Source organism: Enterobacter sp. 342 (genome assembly GCF_036663495.1).
Taxonomy (GTDB): Bacteria; Pseudomonadota; Gammaproteobacteria; order Enterobacterales; family Enterobacteriaceae; genus Enterobacter.
Genome location: NZ_JAWUEI010000001.1, coordinates 59,824 through 80,063, shown reverse-complemented (window position 1 = coordinate 80,063; position 20,240 = coordinate 59,824). Strand labels below are relative to the sequence as shown.

Here is a 20,240-nt window from a genome sequence, read left to right as displayed (position 1 = left end):
TCCCGGCGTTAACTCACAACTCTCACGCTTCACTGGCAACAATCTGCTCAATGGTCCACGGATGAAATTTTACTGTGACCTGTCCGTCCGTGACGGCCAGCGTCGGGTTAGGTAAACGCTCACGTTCGCCTTTGGGTGAACTCGTTTTTACAAAAATCCCCGGTTTGCTTAAGCCCTCATCAGATAACAGAGCCAGTGCGCGCGCGTTCAGTGTTTCTGGCTCCCCCGGCAGGACAATTTCGATATGCTCCCAGCCTTCGTGTGGATAACGTTTTTCACCCGGCCACGGCAGTTCGATAACGGTGAATTCCCAGTGCGCTACCTTCACGGGTTCATGCAGTTTAAACAGGCAAATGGGGCGGCCATTAATGATGTTCTCAGAGAGCAGCTCACCACACTGTTCAAAACCGCGACGCCAGCGCTCGGCGGTCGCATTTTGATGGCAGCGCAAAGAGATGTGATCCGCCTCAAGCGGTGCGATATCCAGACCAAGGCGGGTGGCAAGTTCTGTGAACGCCTGGGTGAAGCGCGGTAAATCTGCGGAAATATCATGCAGTTCGTCAATGGATTGCCAGTTCGCCATAACTCAGTCTCTTTTCGTGTCGCAAAGCCGCTAATTTACTCTGTTGCCCTGTTTTGACCAACCGCAGAATCAGGCTTTTTATGACTGCATGATTATGCACGCCGTCTTAGCCTGGATTCTGAACAATCTTCGGCCCGCGCAATGCTGACGCCAGAAGGCATTTGCAGTATACTCCCGCCCTAAATTCTATAACTGGCGCGGGTGGTTGTGAGCCCGCATCAAAAAAGTAAGGTATCCAGGTGAATATTCAGGCTCTTCTCTCCGAAAAAGTCAGTCAGGCACTGATTGCCGCAGGTGCGCCTGCGGATTGCGAACCGCAGGTTCGTCAGTCAGCAAAAGTACAGTTTGGCGACTATCAGGCTAATGGCGTGATGGCAGTGGCTAAAAAACTGGGCATGCCGCCGCGACAACTCGCTGAGCAGGTACTGACACATCTGGATCTCACCGGTATTGCCAGCAAAACCGAAATCGCGGGTCCGGGCTTTATCAATATCTTCCTGGAACCTGCTTTCCTGGCAAGCCACGTTGACGCGGCGCTGAAATCTGACCGTCTGGGTGTCTCCCAGCCGGAAGCACAGACCGTTGTGATCGACTACTCTGCCCCGAACGTGGCAAAAGAGATGCACGTTGGTCACCTGCGCTCCACCATCATTGGTGATGCTGCCGTGCGTACCCTCGAATTCCTCGGTCACAAGGTGATCCGCGCGAACCACGTGGGCGACTGGGGTACTCAGTTCGGTATGCTGATTGCTTACCTGGAAAAACAGCAGCAGGAAAACGCGGGTGAAATGGCGCTGGCAGATCTCGAAGGGTTCTACCGCGAAGCCAAAAAACACTACGATGAAGACGAGGCCTTTGCCGAGCGCGCGCGCAGCTACGTGGTAAAACTGCAGGGCGGCGACCAGTACTTCCTTGAGATGTGGCGCAAGCTGGTTGACATTACTATGTCTCAGAACCAACTCACCTATAACCGTCTGAACGTCACCCTCACCCGTGACGATGTGATGGGTGAAAGTCTCTATAACCCAATGCTGCCGGGCATTGTGGCTGACCTGAAGGCCAAAAATCTGGCAGTTGAGAGCGAAGGCGCAACGGTCGTGTTCCTTGATGAGTACAAGAACAAGGAAGGTGAACCGATGGGCGTGATCATCCAGAAAAAGGATGGCGGCTATCTCTACACCACTACCGATATTGCCTGTGCGAAATACCGTTACGAAACGCTGCATGCCGACCGCGTGCTGTACTACATCGACTCTCGTCAGCACCAGCACCTGATGCAGGCGTGGACCATCGTGCGTAAAGCTGGTTACGTGCCAGATTGCGTTCCGCTGGAACACCATATGTTCGGCATGATGCTCGGTAAAGACGGCAAACCGTTCAAAACCCGTGCGGGTGGTACCGTGAAGCTGTCCGATCTGCTGGACGAAGCGCTGGAACGCGCCCGTCGCCTGGTAGCGGAGAAGAACCCGGATATGCCTGCCGATGAGCTGGAAAAACTGGCGAATGCCGTGGGTATCGGTGCGGTAAAATACGCGGATCTTTCCAAGAACCGTACCACCGACTATATCTTCGACTGGGATAACATGCTGGCGTTTGAAGGCAACACGGCGCCGTACATGCAGTATGCCTACACCCGTGTGCTCTCTGTGTTCCGTAAAGCCAATATCGACGAAAGCGTGCTGGCGAATGCTGCCGTGACCATCACTGAAGATCGCGAAGCGCAGCTGGCAGCGCGTCTGCTGCAGTTTGAAGAGACATTGACGGTTGTGGCGCGTGACGGGACACCGCACGTGATGTGTGCTTACCTGTACGATCTGGCAGGCCTGTTCTCCGGCTTCTACGAGCACTGCCCTATCCTGTCTGCGGAAAGCGACGCGGTACGTAACAGCCGCCTGAAGCTGGCGCAACTCACGGCGAAGACCCTGAAGCTGGGTCTGGATACCCTGGGTATCGAAACCGTAGAACGTATGTAAAAAGAAACCCGGCAATTGCCGGGTTTCTTTTTTAAGCGCCGTTAACGGTAGTTAACGATGACAGCATTACTCTGAACTTTCAGCGCCGGGATCAAACGCCCTCCACCCGGCACTTCCCAGATAAAACGCAAAGGTTCGATGGCCGGCACGCCATTAAATGCCTGTGTGGTGCCATTCTCTCCGTCGATTTCCGTACAGCGAGTCTGAGAGCAGAGGCGTACCTGCAACCCTGCTGGTGTTGGGCCAATCAATCTGTAGTTCCACACCACAAGTCCCATCAGGCCGGAAACCGGCTCAGAGGGCGACAACGGGTTTGATGACATGGCGACCCCACGATTGCTGAGGGTCACACCCATGCTGCTCGCCTGCCAGGTCCCTTCCCCGGCAGCCTGCGCCACCAGCGGGAAGAAGAAGATCCATAACCACTTACGCATTATTTTCCTCCAATCGTCGCCGTCATACGGATATGGCGGTTATCCGACAGCTCCATATTCGACAGCACGACCAGCTGGCTCAGGCTACGACGCAGGAAGCGTGACAGCAGCGGACGCAGCGCATGGTTAACCAGCAGCACCGGCGGCGCCCCCAGCATCTCCTGACGCGCCAGCGCCTCCTGCGTTTGCGCCAGCAGGCGGTCCGCCAGACCCGGTTCCAGCCCACCTCCACCCTGCAAGGCCTGCAGCAGCAGACGTTCAAGCGGCGTATCGAGACCAATAACCTGCACTTCTCCGGTTCCAGGGAACCACTGCTGGGTGATTGCGCGTCCTAGCGCCACGCGCACCACCGCCGTCAGCTCATGCGGATCATTTTGTAACGGCGCATGCTCGGCAAGGGTTTCCAGAATGGTACGCATATCGCGGATCGGTACTTTCTCGTCGAGCAGGTTTTGCAGCACCTTATGCAGCGTGGTTAAGGTCAGCACGCCCGGCACCAGATCTTCCGTCAACTTCGGCATCTCCTGCGTGACACGGTCCAGCAGTTGCTGCGCTTCCTGACGGCCAAACAGCTCTGCCGAGAATTGGCCAATCAGGTGATTAAGATGCGTTGCCACCACGGTACTGGCTTCGACTACCGTATACCCCTGAATTTGCGCCTGCTCTTTCAGCGCGCTTTCAATCCAGATCGCGGCCAGACCAAAGGCCGGATCGATGGTTTGCTCGCCTGGCAATGTGCCTGCGGCAGTACCTGGGTTAATCGCCAGCCAACGGCCTGGATAGGCATCACCACTGCCAATTTCCACGCCTTTCATCAGAATACGATAGCGCGCGGGTGGGAGATCCATGTTATCCCGGATGTGAACAACCGGCGGCAGGAAGCCCATATCCTGGGCGAATTTTTTACGGATACTGCGGATGCGGCCGAGCAGTTCGCCATCCTGCTGGAAATCGACCATCGGGATCAGGCGATATCCGACTTCCATTCCCAGCGAATCTTCCAGTTGAACATCGTTCCAGGTCGCTTCGACAGCCTGAGTGTTCTCCGGCATTTTGACCGGAATAGGTTCCGCTGCCGGTTTGGTTTCACGACCACGCATCCACCAGGCAAGGCCCAGCAGTGCCGCAGTGAACAGCAGGAACACGAGGTTTGGCATCCCCGGCACCAGACCGAGCAACCCGAGAACCGCCGCGGCCAGCAGCATAACGCGCGGGTTACTGAAGAGCTGGCCAACCATCTGCTCGCCAACGTCCTGATCGGTACTCACGCGGGTCACAATCACGCCCGCCGCTGTGGAGATAACCAGCGCCGGGATCTGTGCGACCAGGCCGTCACCAATGGTCAGCAGTGTATAGCTTTCCGCCGCGTGGCCCATGTCCATACCATGTTGCAAAACACCGACCAGCAGGCCGCCGACCACGTTAATCACCATGATCAGAATGCCCGCGATGGCATCACCGCGCACAAACTTACTCGCACCGTCCATGGAGCCGTAGAAGTCCGCTTCCTGCGTCACTTCCGCACGGCGTTTTTTCGCTTCATCTTCCGCGATAAGTCCGGCGTTCAGGTCGGCATCAATCGCCATCTGCTTACCTGGCATCCCGTCCAGCACAAAACGCGCGCCCACTTCGGCGATACGTCCGGCACCTTTGGTGATAACCATAAAGTTGATGATAACGAGGATCACGAACACCACGATACCGATGGCGAAATTACCGCCGACCAGGAAGTGGCCGAAGGCCTCAACGACTTTACCCGCCGCAGCCGCACCCGTATGACCTTCCATCAGAATGATGCGCGTGGAGGCCACGTTCAGCGCCAGTCGCAGTAAGGTGGTAAACAGCAGAATGGTCGGGAACGCCGCGAACTCAAGGGTACGCTGGGTGAACATCGCCACCAGCAGCACCATGATGGACAACGCAATGTTGAATGTGAAAAGCAAATCGAGGATGAATGCCGGGAGCGGCAGTACCATCATCGACAGAATTAGCAGGATGAGAATCGGCCCGGCAAGGATCTGCCATTGGGTCGATTTCAGGTTGCCGGGCAGGCGCAACATTGCCACCAGATTAGCCATCAGTGTCCTTCTCGTTCAAAAAATCCAGCGCTTCAGGCACCGGAAGGTTCTCAGGTTTCACAGGTCGTTGTCCGCCAGCCAGACGCCAGCGCTTCAACTGCCATACCCAGGCCAACACTTCCGCCACGGCGGCGTAGAGTTGTCCGGGGATCTGTTGTCCAATTTCCGCATGGCGGTATAAGGCACGCGCCAGCGGAGGGGCTTCCAGGATAGGTACGCGGTGTTCAGTACCTACCTCACGGATGCGAAGTGCTATCAGACCCGCCCCTTTCGCCACCACTTTCGGTGCGCTCATTTTGTTTTCGTCATAGCGCAGCGCAACGGAATAGTGTGTCGGGTTGGTGACGATCACATCGGCTTTTGGCACGTCTTCCATCATGCGTCGACGGGCAGCGGCACGCTGCATCTGGCGGATACGCCCTTTGACATGCGGGTCACCTTCCATTTGTTTGTATTCGTCACGGATATCCTGGCGTGACATGCGCAGTTTCTTGAAGTGGGTATAAAGCTGGAAAATCACGTCGAAACCCACCATCGGGATAATGCTGAGCACCACCAGCAGCGCACAGAGCCCGACCAGGTTCAGCGCATTGCTCATTGCGGTGAGGGGGGATTCGCTGATAAGACGCATCATTTCCGGCCAGTGGTACCAGAGGTAAAAACCCGCTGAACTCCCCATCAGTACTGATTTGAGAATGGCTTTGAGCAACTCCGCCCCGGTCTGCGCAGAGAACATTTTCGCAATGCCCGGCAGCGGGTTCAGTTTGGAAAATTTCGGCTGCAGCGATTTGGCACTAAATACCAGACCACCCAGCATCACCGGAGAAACCAGCGCGACCAGCACAACCCCTGTAATCAGCGGCAGCAGTGCAACCATCGCCCCTTTTATTAGCTGGATAATCTGGCTGAGGATCAGATTCGGGTCATTGACCATGCTGTGGTCAAAACGTAAGCCAGTAGATAACATTCCCGCCAGCTTACGGGCGAGCGACTCCCCACCCCACCAGATAATGCACACCCCTACGATAAGGATCAGCAGGGAAGTCAGTTCTCGGGATCGGGGGATCTGCCCTTCCTCACGCGCCTTTTCTAGTCGGTGGGGTGTGGGGGCTTCCGTTTTGTCGTCGTTCTCTTCTGCCACAGTGCATGCCCAACCTGTTAAGTCACGGGTATCATGCCAGTGCAGCGAAAATCCAATGGCGGGAAAAGCCCGTTTATTCGGGCTCTTTTCAGTGATTTTGTCGTAAACCGCCTCAGACGGTGTTAGCCCTCTGAGGCGGAATGGACAATCAGAAGCCGAGGCTGTCGAGCAGATCGTCCACCTGGTCCTGGCTTGCTACCACGCCCGCTTTGCTGGCGTCGAGCTGTGGACCATTGAGCAGGCTTTCGTTCTCGCGTTTTGGGCGGGCTGCAGGTTCTGGAATGTTCTCCAGCAGCACCATCAGCAACTGACGTTCAATCTCCTGGATAACATCCATCATGCGCTTGATAACCTGACCGGTCAGGTCCTGGAAATCCTGCGCCATCATGATGTCCAGCAGTTGTGCGTTGGTGAAGCTGGTATGGCCGGGAACATCCCCCAGGAACTGACGGGTATCGGTAACCAGCTCACGGGCGTCCGCCAGCTCGATTGGATTCTCAAACCACTCATCCCAGCGTTTTGTCAGCGCTTTCGCGCCCTTTTCCATCGCATCCTGGTGCGGTTGTGACGCTTCAACGCTGTTCAGCGCACGTTCAGCCGCCTGAGCAGTCATCTGCACGACATAGTCCAGGCGATCACGCGCATCAGGAATGGCTTCCGCCGCTTCGGCAATCGCCTGATCCAGCCCCAGTTCACGCAGGCTGTCACGCAGCATGCGTGTCAGGCTACCGATGCGAACGATGATATCGCTCGGCGAGTGTTCTTCAACGGGTTTCATAGCAGGTTGCATCATGACCAACACCTCACATGCCGAGTTTCTCGAAGATCTTACCGAGCTTCTCTTCCAGGGTCGCTGCGGTGAATGGTTTCACCACGTAGCCGCTTGCGCCCGCCTGTGCAGCGGCAATGATGTTCTCTTTTTTCGCTTCTGCAGTAACCATCAGAACCGGCATAGACGCCATGCCCGCATCTGCACGAATGGTTTTCAGCAGTTCCAGACCATCCATGTTTGGCATGTTCCAGTCGGAGATAACAAAACCAAACCCACCCGCCTGCAGTTTGTTCAGCGCATCAACACCATCTTCTGCTTCTTCAACGTTGTTGAAGCCCAGCTCCTTCAGCAGGTTGCGTACAATGCGACGCATGGTGGAAAAGTCATCCACAACCAAAAACTTAAGCTCTTTATCCGCCATCTAATTCTACTCCTGAGTCAAATACGTATTGCCTGTCCGGCACTGATTTTCGCCAACATCTGCTGGCTTACCTGGCTAAGATCGACCACTTCGCTCACGCCACCCATATTGATGGCCTCGCGCGGCATGCCGAACACCACACAACTTGCTTCATTCTGCGCAATCGTCCAGGCGCCAGCCTGGTGCATTGCAAGCATTCCGGCGGCACCATCGTTGCCCATCCCCGTCAGGATCACCCCAACGGCGTTGCGCCCCGCATGTTTCGCCACCGAATGAAACAGCACATCCACCGACGGACGGTGCCGGTTGACCGGCGGCCCGTCATGAATTTTGATTTGATAGTTGGCGCCACTGCGCGCCAGCTCCATATGCTTGTCACCCGGCGCAATATACGCATGCCCCGGGAGTACGCGTTCGCCGTCTTCCGCTTCTTTCACGCTGATCTGACACAGCTTGTTCAGACGTTCAGCGAATGAGCGGGTAAAGCCAGGCGGCATATGTTGAGTGATCAGAATACCCGGACTTGAAAGCGGCAATGGCTGGAGTACATGACGAATTGCCTCTGTTCCCCCGGTTGACGCCCCAATCACCAGCAGTTTTTCCGAGCTGAGTAATGGGCCCGCCTTCAACGTTGCCGGTGCAGCCATCGGTTTGTGAGCGGCGAGTTTCGCGCGCGACGCCGTACGGATCTTCTCCGCGATCATCTCGCTGTAAGCCAGCATTCCTTCACGAATGCCGAGCTGCGGTTTGGTGACAAAATCCACCGCCCCCAACTCCAGCGCGCGCAGTGTGATTTCCGATCCTTTTCCCGTCAGGGAGGAGACCATAACCACTGGCATCGGACGCAGTCGCATTAACTTTTCCAGGAAATCTATGCCATCCATGCGCGGCATCTCGACATCCAGCGTTAGCACGTCGGGGTTATATTTTTTAATTAAATCCCGCGCTACCAGCGGATCCGGCGCTGTTGCCACCATCTCCATGTCGCTGTGGCTATTGATGATTTCAGTCATGATCTGGCGCATCAGCGCCGAATCATCGACAGACAATACCCTGATTTTACTCATGCTTTTTCCTTACTCAGCGCATATACCGTTTGCCCACGCAGGCTAAACTCACGCACGAGGTTGCTGAAGTTTTCCGAGTGCCCGGCAAACAGTAAACCGTCAGGCTTGAGCAACGGAACAAACCGACGCAGAATGTCCTGTTGCGTCGTTTTATCAAAATAGATCATGACGTTACGGCAAAAAATTGCGTCAAAAGGTCCCGGTACGTTGTACTGCTTATCCAGCAGGTTAACGGGCGCAAATTCGACGCAGTTCGCCAGCTCCTGGCGTACGCGTACCAGGCCTTCATGTGGACCCGTTCCACGCATGAAATAACGCTGCAGCTGCTGCGGCGACAGCGTTTTCAGTTCATCCTGGCGATAAACACCGTTACGCGCCTTCTCCAGTACCTCGGTGTCGATATCGCTGGCGTAGACTTTCCAGCGTCCGGGCGCCATGCCCAGAGTATCGGCAAGAGTGATCGCCAGCGAGTACGGCTCTTCCCCCGTCGAGGCGGCCGCACTCCAGACTCGATACTCCCCGGTGCGGCGACGCGCGTGCTCTGCCAGGACCGGGAAGTGGTGCGCTTCACGGAAAAACGCCGTCAGGTTCGTGGTTAATGAGTTAATAAAAGCCTGCCACTCGGCGCTGTTCTGGTTCGCTTCGAGCATGCTCAGATAGCGACCAAAGTCATCCAGCCCCAGCGTACGCAAGCGCCGCACCAGACGGTTGTAGACCATGTCTCGCTTATGATCCGCAAGCACGATCCCTGCACGCTGGTAGATTAACTGACATATCCGACGAAAATGCGCGTCGGACAGCGCGAGGCGCTGTGTCATCTGCAACAATAATGACGTTTGCCCGGAGGGCATTGGTGATGTCATAGCGCCTTCTTAATTACATTCAGGATACAACTGGCACGGCCTGCGACCGCCCGACTTCTGTTACTGCTTCAACGTGCTCTTTCACATTAAATACCGCGACCAACCCGGTGAGATGATCCGCCTGGCTGGCCAGTTGATCGGTTGCTGCTGCCGCTTCCTCAACTAACGAGGCGTTCTGTTGCGTGACTTGATCCATCTGACTGACTGCCTGAGCGACCTGCTCAATCCCGCGACGCTGTTCGTCCGACGCAGAGGCAATTTCGCCCATGATGTCGTTCACCCGCGTGACAGAAGTGACGATCTCGTGCATGGTTTGTGCCGCCGTATCGACCAGCGTCGAGCCCTGCTGGACGCGTGAAACCGACTCTTCAATCAGCACCTTAATCTCTTTCGCCGCGTTGGCACTGCGGCTCGCCAGGTTACGCACTTCACCCGCCACTACCGCAAAACCACGCCCCTGTTCACCGGCGCGCGCCGCTTCGACAGCGGCATTGAGCGCCAGAATGTTGGTCTGGAACGCGATACCGTCAATCACACTGATGATGTCACCAATTTTCTGCGAACTGGTGGCAATCTCCTGCATGGTGCTCGCAACATGAGACGCCTGATCCCCACCCTTTTTCGCCGTCATTGCCGCCTGTTTCGACAGGTCAGATGCCTGACGCGCGTTATCGGCGTTCTGACTTACTGTCGCAGTCAGTTGTTCCATACTCGCTGCCGTTTGCGCCAACGAGGCCGCCTGTTGCTCGGTACGGGACGAGAGATCGTTATTGCCTGCCGCTATCTCTGAAATCCCGGTGTGCATGGCATAACTGCCCTGACGCACATCGGATACCGTTTCCCGCAACGATCCCTGCATTGCCTTCAGGCTGGCAAAGATCGCCGAAATTTCGTTCTTGCCATAAACCGCCACCGGACGCGCCAGATTCCCCTTCGCAATACTGTCGAAGTGGCTGCTAATGATCGCCAGCGGCTGCACAATCATCCTGCGCGACCAGAGCAGTGCCCCGCCGGTCAGCAGCGCCGCCAGAATCACCACCACGGCAAAAATCACGCCGGACATGTGGTAGCTCATTCGGCTGTCTTCCCCTGCGCGTTGGACAAACTGGTTAATATCCTGCTGCCACGCGTTGAAGCTGCCATCAAACGCCGCCTGAGACGCCTGAACCGGTGCGGTCATAAAATCTGACAGCTGGTTGTTCTCAAGCCAGGTTGCCTGGTGGTCCAGATCGCTGTACCACTGTTCAAAGTTCTTTTTCATGGCAGCCTTTAGCGTTTTCTCTTTCTCGCTAACGGCTTCCTGCGCCGTAAAGGCTTTAAACTGCCCGTCTGCCTGTTTCAGACTCTCACGCGCGGTCGCCATCAGCGCTTTGATGTCATCCGGCGGATAACTCAGCGCGGTTAAGGTTCCCGCTTTGTTCAGCGCAGTGCTTGCCTGCAACAGCACGGCACGCGTTTGTGCCAGTGCGGAGCGCTGCTGATTACTCGCCTCAACTTCCTGCAAATTCTGATAGCCATCGCGAAACGCCCAAAAAGACAACCCGTTACTGCCAACCTGCAACACACCGCAAAGGATCAGAATCAAAAACAGTGTGGTCGAGATACGAATACGATTTAACATCCACGCTCCCATCAAGCGGCAAGCAGCCGCGGTTTAATTGTCAGTCAAAATGTTTCCCAGTTTTCATCTTGTCCGGTCGTCGCAGCACGGGTACGGGTTGCCGCTGATTCTGCAGCGGGCACACGATAGGTGGCTTGCGGGGTGACCGTGTTTCCAGCGAGTGAAGCGAGACGAAACGCCGAGACGGCCATCTTCAGACGGCTCGCCTGGTCTTCCAGAGCAGCGGCCGCCGCAGCGGACTCCTGCACCAGCGCGGCGTTTTGTTGTGTCACGCGATCCATTTCCGATACCGCCAGAGCAACCTGGTCGATACCACGACTCTGCTCATCAGATGCAGAGGCGATTTCACCCATGATGTCCGTTACGCGAGTAACAGCATTCACGATGTCATTCATGGTTTCCCCGGCACTTTCTACCAGCACGGAGCCGGTATCCACGCGGGAAACGGAATCTTCAATCAACGCTTTGATCTCTTTCGCCGCGTTGGCACTGCGACTGGCGAGGTTACGTACTTCACCCGCGACCACGGCAAACCCACGTCCCTGCTCGCCCGCACGTGCCGCTTCCACGGCGGCGTTCAGCGCAAGGATGTTAGTCTGGAAAGCAATGCCATCAATGACGCTAATGATGTCGGCGATTTTCTTCGAGCTGTCGGCAATTTCGTGCATGGTTTTCACCACGCCATCCACCACTCGACCACCACGTTGCGCCGTCTCAGAGGCACTTTCAGCCAGTTGAGAGGCCTGACGGGCGTTATCGGCGTTCTGCTTCACGGTCGCAGTAAGTTGTTCCATGCTGGCGGCCGTCTCTTCCAGAGCAGATGCCTGCTCTTCAGTACGGGAAGAGAGATCGTTATTACCCAGCGCAATTTCGCTGGTGCCGGTATAGATGGCTTCTGATCCATTACGTACGTTGGCGACAGTCTCGATCAACGAACGCTGCATATGGTCGACGCTGTTGGCCAGTTCGGTTATCTCATTGCGCCCGGTTACGGTCAGCGTTTTGGTCAGGTCACCACCGGCAATTTCACGGATATGACCAATGACACGACCAAGAGGATTAAGCAGGATATGGCGAATGCCATACCATACCGCCACCAACACAATGACCAGTGCCAGTGCCATTACGGCCATCTGCCATTTCGCAAAGCGGTAATCATTCTGACTTTCAGTAAAGGCCGAGTGATACAGATCGCTACTGACCTTCGCATATTCCCCCAGCGCCGCACCGAGTGCGTTTTGCATCCCTTGCGTTGGCTGTGCGAAATAGGCGTCCATGTTGCCGCTTTCCAGGAACTGAATCAGTTCCGTCAGACCGGCATTGTAGGCGTTGTATTTTTCGTCGACGTTCTGGCTCACCTGCTCCATGGCAGGTTGCGGGGTGATCTTTTTGAAGGCGTCGTAATGTTTTGCGGCGTCAGCGAGAGTAGCACGGGCATTTTTCAACAGATCGGTTTTCGCGCTGCTCTGCTGATTATTCGGATCCATCATCATGCGCGCGGACGAGCGGCTCAGGTTGATACGCGTTTGCAGCATCAGATCCCACGTCGACGTGAGTTCACTCTGCTGCAGGCGGAGATCGTTCGAGGCCGCGAAACTGTCCTGGTTCTGTTTTAATGACGAGAAAAAAAGCCCGCCGGAGATGAGCTGAAGAAGTGCGAAAATGACCAGCACCATCATAAGCATTGTGACAACGCGGATACGGTTCAACATACAACACCTTCTCATAGATTTATTAACGGTGTTATCGGCACTGCCCACAGGAACTTTACATTTGAGAAAGGGAAAAGCGTGGGGTTAAAACGCCACGTCGACAATCAGCGTATCGGTGTAGGTTCCGGCGGGGGGCGTGGCCTGATTTGTCAGGACTTTCGCGGTGTAGTTGTAGGTGCGCAGTAAACCATCGGTACTGACCTGGGACGATACCGCGCTGGACCAGCGCTCGCTGCCGCTTCCTCCCCAACGGTTACTGGTGGCTTCTTTATAGATGTCGTAGCTCATAAAGTTGCTGCCATTCACCATGCGCCGCACATTGTTCAGCGCGTTAGCACCGTTATTAATGCCGATGGTATACGTACTTCCTTTGGTGCAGGTGACGGCAATCGCCTGCAATACAGTGGGGAAACTTTGTACCAGCGGCGCGCTGTTAAAGTTGACGTCCGGCGTGGTCATGGCGCTGCAGTCATTGGTGACGGTCATATCCAACGTGATGCTGGTTCCTTTCGTTCCGGTTTGCAGTCCCGATAAACACGCGTTGAGCACGCCCACCGAGCAGACTCTATAGGTGATATCGAAGTTTAGCGTCACCTGATAAGGACCAGCGGTCACATTTTGCCCCGGGACCGTCCGGAAATAGAGAGGGATATTGTATTGTTTGCCGCCGATCAGATTTAACAAGGTACTGCTGTCCCAGGTATAGGTTTTACTGGTTTGCACTTCGCTGTTGTTAGCGCAGCCCGACTGCCCGCACAGGCGCGTCGGGATCACATCCGTAATGGCCGCGTTGTCGGTACGCTTCATGGTCGCACGACCATTTGCCGAAACAGTCGCTGAGACAAAATTTAGCGTGATGGTGTCCCCGGTCAGCAAGTTCACCAGCGCATCGCAGTCTACGACCAGCGTACCGGTGGTTGCCACTTCGCCAGAACCACTCAGCGCGAATGAGGTCACACTCCCAAACACGGCATTGACCGTGCTGACCCGACAGTCAGCCCAACTGCCGCTGGTCGCCAGCAGCAGAAGCAGGAATAGCAGGCGCCTCACTGTCCCTCCCGACAAACCAGAGGACCGTAGGTTTGCAGTTTGTGTTGCGGATTGGCACCCACCGTCAGCGTGACCGAGCAGTGCTTTCCGTCAGGTGTGATAACGTCGAGCAGGTTCACATCACTGAGATTTTCCAGCCAGGCGATCCCGTCATATCCCACCACCGCATTGCTACGCGAGGCGCGTCGAACCTGGCTTCCCACCGGAATCGCCTCTCCCTGGGCATCATGCAGAATAACGCTGGCCACCCGCTCCTGCTCCATTGGGAAATCAACCAGATAGCCGCTATGGCGACGGATCGCAACCCGGCGTTCTGTCTCTTTCAGCCGGGTATCAGCAGGTAAATTCAGTGTATCAATCCGATAGCTTGCCGGGTAATACGCCGACACGCCGCTCACCAGCAGGTAACCGTTGTTATTGGTTTTGCCGACGGGCTGGTTCTCATAACTGACGGGGACATCCGGGTGACCATCGGTACTGATGACCACAAACGCATCGTTGATTTTGTTGGCCGCAAACAACTCTCCGTCCATCAGAACAATCGCCCCCATCGCCTCCCCCCACCATGTCATGGTGTCCTTTTCACCATAACCGCCTCCCTGCAGCTCAATGTTGTTATTGCGCCAGCCCAGCGTTCCTTGCTGATAGTCACTGGCTTTCGACTGGTTAGCCCATGCCATGTTCCAGCTAAACCCGCCGTCGGAAGGCATGGCGTGGTTATAGTTGATGCGCTGCGTGCTGCCTGCGTCCGGGGTGTTTTCGAAAGTGACGGCGGCACTGTCACGCGCCCCCAGCGGCACCTGCAGCGACAGCGCCACCGTCCAGTCTCCTCGTTGCTGGTCCCGACTTGCTGCCAGATAAATACTGCTCGCGCCCCACAGGTTGCGGCTCCAGGAGAGATTGAGCAGTTCGGTTTTTTGACTGTCGAAACTCTCTACACCGATCCAGGCTGCGCCAATATTGCCGTACTGCCCCAGGTTAAAGGTCAGAGAATACTGATCCGTATTACGACTAAAACTGGCGATGGGTTTGTCATTTTCGTCGTAGACCGTCGGCTGATCATAAAGGGCCAGATTACTAAAGCCGCGATCGCGCCGCGTATGCTGGGTCGCCACACTAAACTCACTGGTGCTGTACTGGTAACCCCAGTTGATTTGCCCGCCCGTGTCACCGCGCATGCGGCTGTGCGAGTAAGAGGTATTCACCACGCCAAACTGGCCGAGTTTTATCACCGTCCCTGCTCCGCCCAGCGCCAGCTCTTGCGCCCCTTCCGCATGCCCCTCCAGCGTGAGCCAGTCGGTCAAACCATAGCGATATGAACCACTGCCTGCGGCAGGACCGTAGTCAAAATTCCTGATGCCATAATTACGCCGCAGGCTGCCCAGCGTCACAGCCCCGTCGCTCAGGCCTTGTTTTAACAAATCACTGGTGACATAAAACGGTAGCGTGGTACTCACCTGACGCCCCAGTGCATCAGTGGTGACCAGCACCGCATCCCCTGCACCGTTGATATAGGGCAGATTAGTCAGCGTAAATGGCCCCGGCTGGAGCTGAGTGGAGCCGGAGCGATAGCCATTGATAAAGAGATCAACCGAGGTGGGTACTGCGGCTTCTCCCGAAAATTCTGGCAATGGCCATGTCACCAGATCCGGACGCAAGGAGAAATCCCTTCCGTAACTTATCCCGCCCATGCGCACGCTGGTACTCCAGCTCAGAGCGTCGCTGATCACATCCCCGACACTCCAGGAAATTGCCTCATCCTCATTCGTGAACAGCAGAGTGGTGTCATAGCGGACATACCCTTCCTGCTGCTCATTATTCCCGGCGAAATTTTCCCGGGCGTAACCGGTAGAAGAAAACGAGCCGTTCTCGTTAAAGTAGCGGAATTCATGCCAGAGCGACGCCTGACCACCAAAGTGCTCCGTGTGGTTGGTGTAGAGATCATAATTAAGCAGTGCCCCGCGCCCGAAGTGCGGTTTGCTCTGCGCCGTTTGTGTGCTGAACGGCGTCACACGGGTCGTGACCCAGTCGCGGGGAACGGTCAGTAACAGCCGTTGCGCAGCGCTGTCATACTCTACCCGAACCTGAGAAAGCGAGGAGAGATTAACCTCTCCGGTTGGCACATGCTCAGGAGGAAGTCCTGCGCGTAGCAAATCAGCGCTGGAGATAAAGAAAGCGCCTTTACGTTGCGTTACAGGCACCACCAGACCGGTATCGTAGTGGTTCAGCACGAGGTCAAGCTGGAAGACGGCCTCATCATTGATCACCTGTGCCTGAGGAGGCGGCGGTAAACTGTCGTCGCCGGGTTCAGCCCAGGAGGTGGTGCTGACGCAAAGCAGTATCATCATCGCCGGTTTCAGTTGACGGGCGTTGACTGCCATTGTGCGTCCCTGGCATTAATTTGCGCACTCATCCGGTCAGGCTGACGAACCCCGGCGGGTATTGGCCAACTGCGGGTGCTGCCGGGGAGAACGTAACCCAGTAATCCCTCCGCCACGGTGCGTTTTTGTCCTCCCTGATCCAGCGTCACCTGGCTGAGCCTGACATGGACATCACCCTGATTACGGACTTCCAGGGCAGGATGCCCGGCTTCCTGCGTCACGCGCCAACTCAGGTTTCGGGTCTCTGCCAGCGCATGATGCGCCCCCTCTTTTATTGTCGGGATCCCCTGCCCATAGACAAACAAAGGGATGGAATAGCGCATCTGTAATTTGAGGCCGATAGCAGGCTCAGCGTTGGCATCAGGCTGGGGAATTTCATCCACAATAATGCGGTAGGCTTGTTCAATACCAGCTGGCACGGTGCCCTGCTTAATAAGACGAATGAGCTGTTTGTTACCTTTTTCAATGGTGACAATTGGCGGGCTGGCGACCACGTCCTGCTGCGCGGAATAGCGCTCGTACCCCCCCTCCTGCTTCCAGCGCATAATCCGTACCTGCATCGTTGTTGCACTGTTCCCCTGGTTCTGGATCCACAATTCGGTGGCTTTGGCATCCGCTGAAAGCCATGGATCAATGGGCCATAGCAGAATGGTGGCTGCCGCCTGCGCCTGGCCGGTTACCGCAGCCATACCCAACACGCCCGCCAGACATACCGGTCTGAAAAATGGCTTCATCAACACTCTCCCTTTATTACCATGACAAGGTCACGGTGAGCTGATCGGAATACGTTCCTGCCGGGCTAACCCCGCTCAGTAGCGCCACGCCAAATAGCGGCAGCGCGATGTTATTGCTGTTGGTATACGTCACCGGTATGGCCTGGTTGACCCCAATTTCACTGTTTGCTGCCAGTGAACTGCTGCTGTATAGCCGGTATCCCACCATTTCCGTTCCGCCTGAGCGTTTCATACGGCGAACAGATGAGTAATTCTGTCCACCATTAATGCTCATGCTCAGCGCGACACCGGGTGTGCAGGCAATTGACAAGGCACCGTTGGGTACAAAACTGGTGCTGACCTGCGCGCTTTCCACACCGGTATGGGTGCCAAAATCCAGCGTGCCGAGAAGCCCTCCACTCCCCGTAGCCACCGCGCATCCGGGTACAATGGTCGCGCTGACCTTAAATGATTGCGATGTCACCGCACCCGCTATGGGTACCATCAGCAACCCGAAGGTGAGCGCGATAAAAAGTTGCACATATCCCTCTGCGCATCTGCGCAGACTTATAAAGGATGCTCTCATGGCAATGCAGGTACTAATAGGTAACGCTGACGTTTATCGTATCGGTGTAGGTTCCCGGAACGACCGTCACGCTGTTACCGCCGCCGGTAATGCGCCCGTAGAGGGTGTAACTGTCTACCCCTCCTGCTGTGGACGTGATCGGCAACGCGGTGTTATTGGTAATCTCGGTGTTGAATCCGCTGTCAGTGTAGAGGCTGTAAGCAACACCCTGCGCCGTGTTGGAGGTATTAATCAGATAGCGAGCAGGCGTCCCCGGCGTACCTACAACGGTACCCGGTGCAGTGGAGTTAGTATTACCGGTAATCGCCACCGTATAGCTGGCCGTCGTGCATTGAATAGTGAAGGTGTTGCCGCCGCTGGCGCCGGTCAACTGCGTGGTCAGAGTGGAAAACGTGGCGGGATGGGTACCGAAATCCAGTGTCCCGAAATTAATGCCATTTTGCGTGGGTGAGCCATTTATCAGACAACCGTTTGTCAGCGTCAGCGTTGCACCGACGGTACCACTGCTGGTGACGGCCAGTGCCTGATGGGTTGTTGTCGCAACCAGTAAAGTGCCTGTGCAGATCAAAAGGAGTTTTCTGTTCATTTACCACCCTCCAGAAGACGTCTTCGTTCCCTCGCAACATTTTATTTTGTTGTTCAAGATGTTAGCCCCGCTTAGTGTTCCTCTGGGGGGTTACTGAGAATTTAGTTTATGGTTATCGCTTCTACCACCTGCTCCACGACGCATAAGCCAGATGTCTTATTGACGAAACTTTTTCCTACATAACAATTAGTTAAATACAAACCATCAGAGATTTTATTTTTTCCGGAGAGAATATATCCGTCATAATGTGATCTCGATCACGATATATCGTCAGCGAGTTAACAACAAAATTAATAAAACTTAAAAATGTGTTGTATCCCCCCCCGCTTTGCGTCAATTTATGTGCCGAATAATTTCCGGCGTCGTATTAAAAAATTTATATATATCGACGCGGGCTACATCAAAGCGCATAGAGGGTCTTTTTTCGTGGCAAGTGCAAACAAACTCACACTCTTCATCGTGATTTTCATGCTGGCGGGTATTCTTTCAGGGGCAGCAATTCATGAGTACGCATCTGCGGATGCTATCAAAGCCTGGTCGGATAATATTACCCTTCTGACCGATATCTTCCTTCGCCTGATCAAAATGGTGATTGCACCTTTGGTCTTCAGCACGTTAACCGTCGGTATTATGAAACTGGGTGAAACCTCCACCATTGGTCGCGTTGGCGGCAAAGCGATGGTGTGGTTTATCAGCTCATCCGTGCTGTCCATTCTGGTGGGGCTGTTTATCGTCACACTTGAGCATCCGGGAAGCGGTTTAAACCTGACGATCCCAACCGAGGCGGTCGATACCGGTCTGGCTGTTGGGGGCATGACATTGAAAGCCTTCCTCTCGCACACCATTCCAACCAGTATCGCTGGGGCGATGTCGAACAATGAGATCCTGCAGATTGTGGTGTTCTCAATGTTCTTTGGCATTGGCGGCGCATCGCTGGGACAGAAATTCAACGCACCTCTGGTAGCTGCGCTGGATGTGGTTTCCCATATCATGCTGAAGGTGACGGGTTACGTGATGTACGTTGCGCCACTGGCCATTTTCGCGGCGATTTCATCCGTTATTGCCACTCAGGGTCTGGGTATTCTGCTGAACTATGCGTCCTTTATTGGCGGATACTATGTGGCGATCCTTCTCACCTGTATGGTGCTGCTGGCCGTAGGTTACATGGTGTTGAAAAAAGAGGTGTTTCGCCTGGTCAGTATGCTGAAAGACCCGGTACTGGTGGCGTTTACCACCAGCAGCTCTGAAGCGGCCTATCCAAAAACGCTGGAACAGCTGGAGCGTTTTGGTTGCTCGCGCGACATCGCCTCTTTCGTGCTGCCGATTGGCTACTCCTTCAACCTGGTGGGTTCGATGGTGTACTGCTCTTTCGCCTCAATGTTTATCGCCCAGGCGTACAACATTCACCTGAGCTTCTCTGAAGTAACGGTTCTGATGCTGACCCTGATGCTCGCCTCAAAAGGCATTGCAGGCGTACCGCGTTCATCGCTGGTCGTTCTGGCGGCAACCATTCCAAGCTTCAATATTCCGGTGGCCGGTATTCTGCTGCTGATGGGGATTGATCACTTCCTGGATATGGGTCGTTCTGCGATTAACGTTCTGGGGAATGGTATCGCGACCGCGATGCTGTCGCAGAATGAAGGGGCGCGGGAAGCGGAAGCGGAAGCCGAAGCTGAGCTGGTAAAACAGGAAGCATAAGGGTATGAAAAAGCCGGGTAAGCGTCAGCGCCACCCGGCTTTGTTTTACGCTACGTGACTCGCGGCGATATCCAGCAGAGCCATCTCCTCGCTGTTCAGCAGCTTCTCAATGTTCACCAGAATCAGCATTCGCTCGCCGAGCGCGCCCAGACCGGTCAGGTATTCCGTAGACAGCGTGACCGCAAACTCCGGAGCAGGACGGATTTGGTCAGAGGTCAGGGAAAGCACATCAGACACACCATCCACCACAATGCCCACTACGCGCTGCCCCAGGTTCAGAACAATCACCACGGTGTTGTCGTTGTAGTCAACGTCGCCCTGGCTGAACTTCACGCGCAGGTCAACGATTGGCACAATCACACCACGCAGGTTGGTGACACCTTTAATAAAAGCAGGCGTGTTAGCTATGCGGGTAACCTGGTCGTAACCACGGATTTCCTGCACTTTCAGAATGTCGATACCGTACTCTTCGTCACCTAAAGTGAAAACCAGGAATTCCTGCCCTGATGGCTCGCCCGCCAGTTTCGTTACATTACTCATACCGGTCATGTTATTACCTTC

Annotated in this window: 18 protein-coding genes; 2 read left to right on the top strand and 16 right to left on the bottom strand. The window is 55.2% G+C overall.

Annotation, left to right across the window (positions count from 1 at the left end; translation table 11 throughout):
* Positions 1-22: 22 nt before the first annotated feature.
* Complete coding sequence (locus tag V6E55_RS00430) at positions 23-583, bottom strand: VOC family protein (RefSeq protein WP_316941916.1); 561 nt, start codon at positions 581-583, stop codon at positions 23-25.
* A gap of 239 nt (positions 584-822) precedes the next feature.
* Between V6E55_RS00430 and argS the strand changes: the two genes are divergently transcribed.
* Positions 823-2,556, top strand: a complete 1,734-nt coding sequence (gene argS, locus V6E55_RS00425; protein ID WP_028018619.1) for an arginine--tRNA ligase — start codon at positions 823-825, stop codon at positions 2,554-2,556.
* A 41-nt stretch (positions 2,557-2,597) separates the two neighbouring features.
* Here the strand turns inward: argS and flhE are convergent, their stop codons facing one another.
* From flhE to V6E55_RS00355, 14 genes are all read right to left on the bottom strand, one after another.
* On the bottom strand, positions 2,598-2,990 hold the full coding sequence (gene flhE / locus V6E55_RS00420) for a flagellar protein FlhE (protein ID WP_114979672.1): 393 nt from the start codon (positions 2,988-2,990) through the stop codon (positions 2,598-2,600).
* Positions 2,990-5,068, bottom strand: coding sequence for a flagellar biosynthesis protein FlhA (gene flhA, locus V6E55_RS00415; RefSeq protein WP_316941915.1), 2,079 nt, complete (start codon positions 5,066-5,068; stop codon positions 2,990-2,992). The genes flhE and flhA overlap by 1 nt, the downstream gene beginning before the upstream one ends.
* Positions 5,061-6,209, bottom strand: a complete 1,149-nt coding sequence (gene flhB, locus V6E55_RS00410; protein WP_114979674.1) for a flagellar biosynthesis protein FlhB — start codon at positions 6,207-6,209, stop codon at positions 5,061-5,063. The genes flhA and flhB overlap by 8 nt, the downstream gene beginning before the upstream one ends.
* 148 nt (positions 6,210-6,357) lie before the next feature.
* Positions 6,358-7,002, bottom strand: a complete 645-nt coding sequence (gene cheZ / locus V6E55_RS00405; RefSeq protein WP_008500432.1) for a protein phosphatase CheZ — start codon at positions 7,000-7,002, stop codon at positions 6,358-6,360.
* A gap of 10 nt (positions 7,003-7,012) precedes the next feature.
* Positions 7,013-7,402 carry a chemotaxis response regulator CheY gene (gene cheY / locus V6E55_RS00400; protein ID WP_008500431.1) on the bottom strand — a complete coding sequence of 130 codons (390 nt, stop codon included), beginning with the start codon at positions 7,400-7,402 and terminating at the stop codon, positions 7,013-7,015.
* Positions 7,403-7,419: 17 nt separating this feature from the next.
* The gene (locus V6E55_RS00395) at positions 7,420-8,469 is read right to left on the bottom strand and encodes a protein-glutamate methylesterase/protein-glutamine glutaminase (RefSeq protein ID WP_014884341.1); all 1,050 of its coding nucleotides are present in this window, start codon (positions 8,467-8,469) and stop codon (positions 7,420-7,422) included.
* A complete protein-coding gene (gene cheR / locus V6E55_RS00390; RefSeq protein ID WP_028018614.1) occupies positions 8,466-9,332 on the bottom strand; it encodes a protein-glutamate O-methyltransferase CheR in 867 nt (288 codons plus the stop codon). Before cheR ends, V6E55_RS00395 begins: the two co-directional genes overlap by 4 nt.
* 19 nt (positions 9,333-9,351) lie before the next feature.
* The gene (gene tap / locus V6E55_RS00385; RefSeq protein WP_316941914.1) at positions 9,352-10,953 is read right to left on the bottom strand and encodes a methyl-accepting chemotaxis protein IV; all 1,602 of its coding nucleotides are present in this window, start codon (positions 10,951-10,953) and stop codon (positions 9,352-9,354) included.
* A gap of 44 nt (positions 10,954-10,997) precedes the next feature.
* Entirely contained in the window at positions 10,998-12,665 is a 1,668-nt protein-coding gene (tar, locus tag V6E55_RS00380; RefSeq protein ID WP_114979677.1) for a methyl-accepting chemotaxis protein II, read from the bottom strand.
* A gap of 84 nt (positions 12,666-12,749) precedes the next feature.
* Positions 12,750-13,715 carry a Csu type fimbrial protein gene (locus V6E55_RS00375; RefSeq protein WP_316941913.1) on the bottom strand — a complete coding sequence of 322 codons (966 nt, stop codon included), beginning with the start codon at positions 13,713-13,715 and terminating at the stop codon, positions 12,750-12,752.
* A complete protein-coding gene (locus tag V6E55_RS00370) occupies positions 13,712-16,096 on the bottom strand; it encodes a fimbria/pilus outer membrane usher protein (RefSeq protein WP_316941912.1) in 2,385 nt (794 codons plus the stop codon). Before V6E55_RS00370 ends, V6E55_RS00375 begins: the two co-directional genes overlap by 4 nt.
* Complete coding sequence (locus V6E55_RS00365; RefSeq protein WP_114979680.1) at positions 16,072-16,830, bottom strand: fimbrial biogenesis chaperone; 759 nt, start codon at positions 16,828-16,830, stop codon at positions 16,072-16,074. Before V6E55_RS00365 ends, V6E55_RS00370 begins: the two co-directional genes overlap by 25 nt.
* 16 nt (positions 16,831-16,846) lie before the next feature.
* Positions 16,847-17,395, bottom strand: coding sequence for a Csu type fimbrial protein (locus V6E55_RS00360; protein WP_129995529.1), 549 nt, complete (start codon positions 17,393-17,395; stop codon positions 16,847-16,849).
* Between the two features lie 13 nt (positions 17,396-17,408).
* Entirely contained in the window at positions 17,409-17,981 is a 573-nt protein-coding gene (locus V6E55_RS00355; protein WP_316941911.1) for a spore coat protein U domain-containing protein, read from the bottom strand.
* Between the two features lie 426 nt (positions 17,982-18,407).
* Between V6E55_RS00355 and V6E55_RS00350 the strand changes: the two genes are divergently transcribed.
* Entirely contained in the window at positions 18,408-19,679 is a 1,272-nt protein-coding gene (locus V6E55_RS00350) for a dicarboxylate/amino acid:cation symporter (protein ID WP_316941910.1), read from the top strand.
* Positions 19,680-19,724: 45 nt separating this feature from the next.
* Here the strand turns inward: V6E55_RS00350 and cheW are convergent, their stop codons facing one another.
* A complete protein-coding gene (gene cheW / locus V6E55_RS00345; RefSeq protein ID WP_041909416.1) occupies positions 19,725-20,228 on the bottom strand; it encodes a chemotaxis protein CheW in 504 nt (167 codons plus the stop codon).
* Between the last annotated feature and the right edge of the window lie 12 nt (positions 20,229-20,240).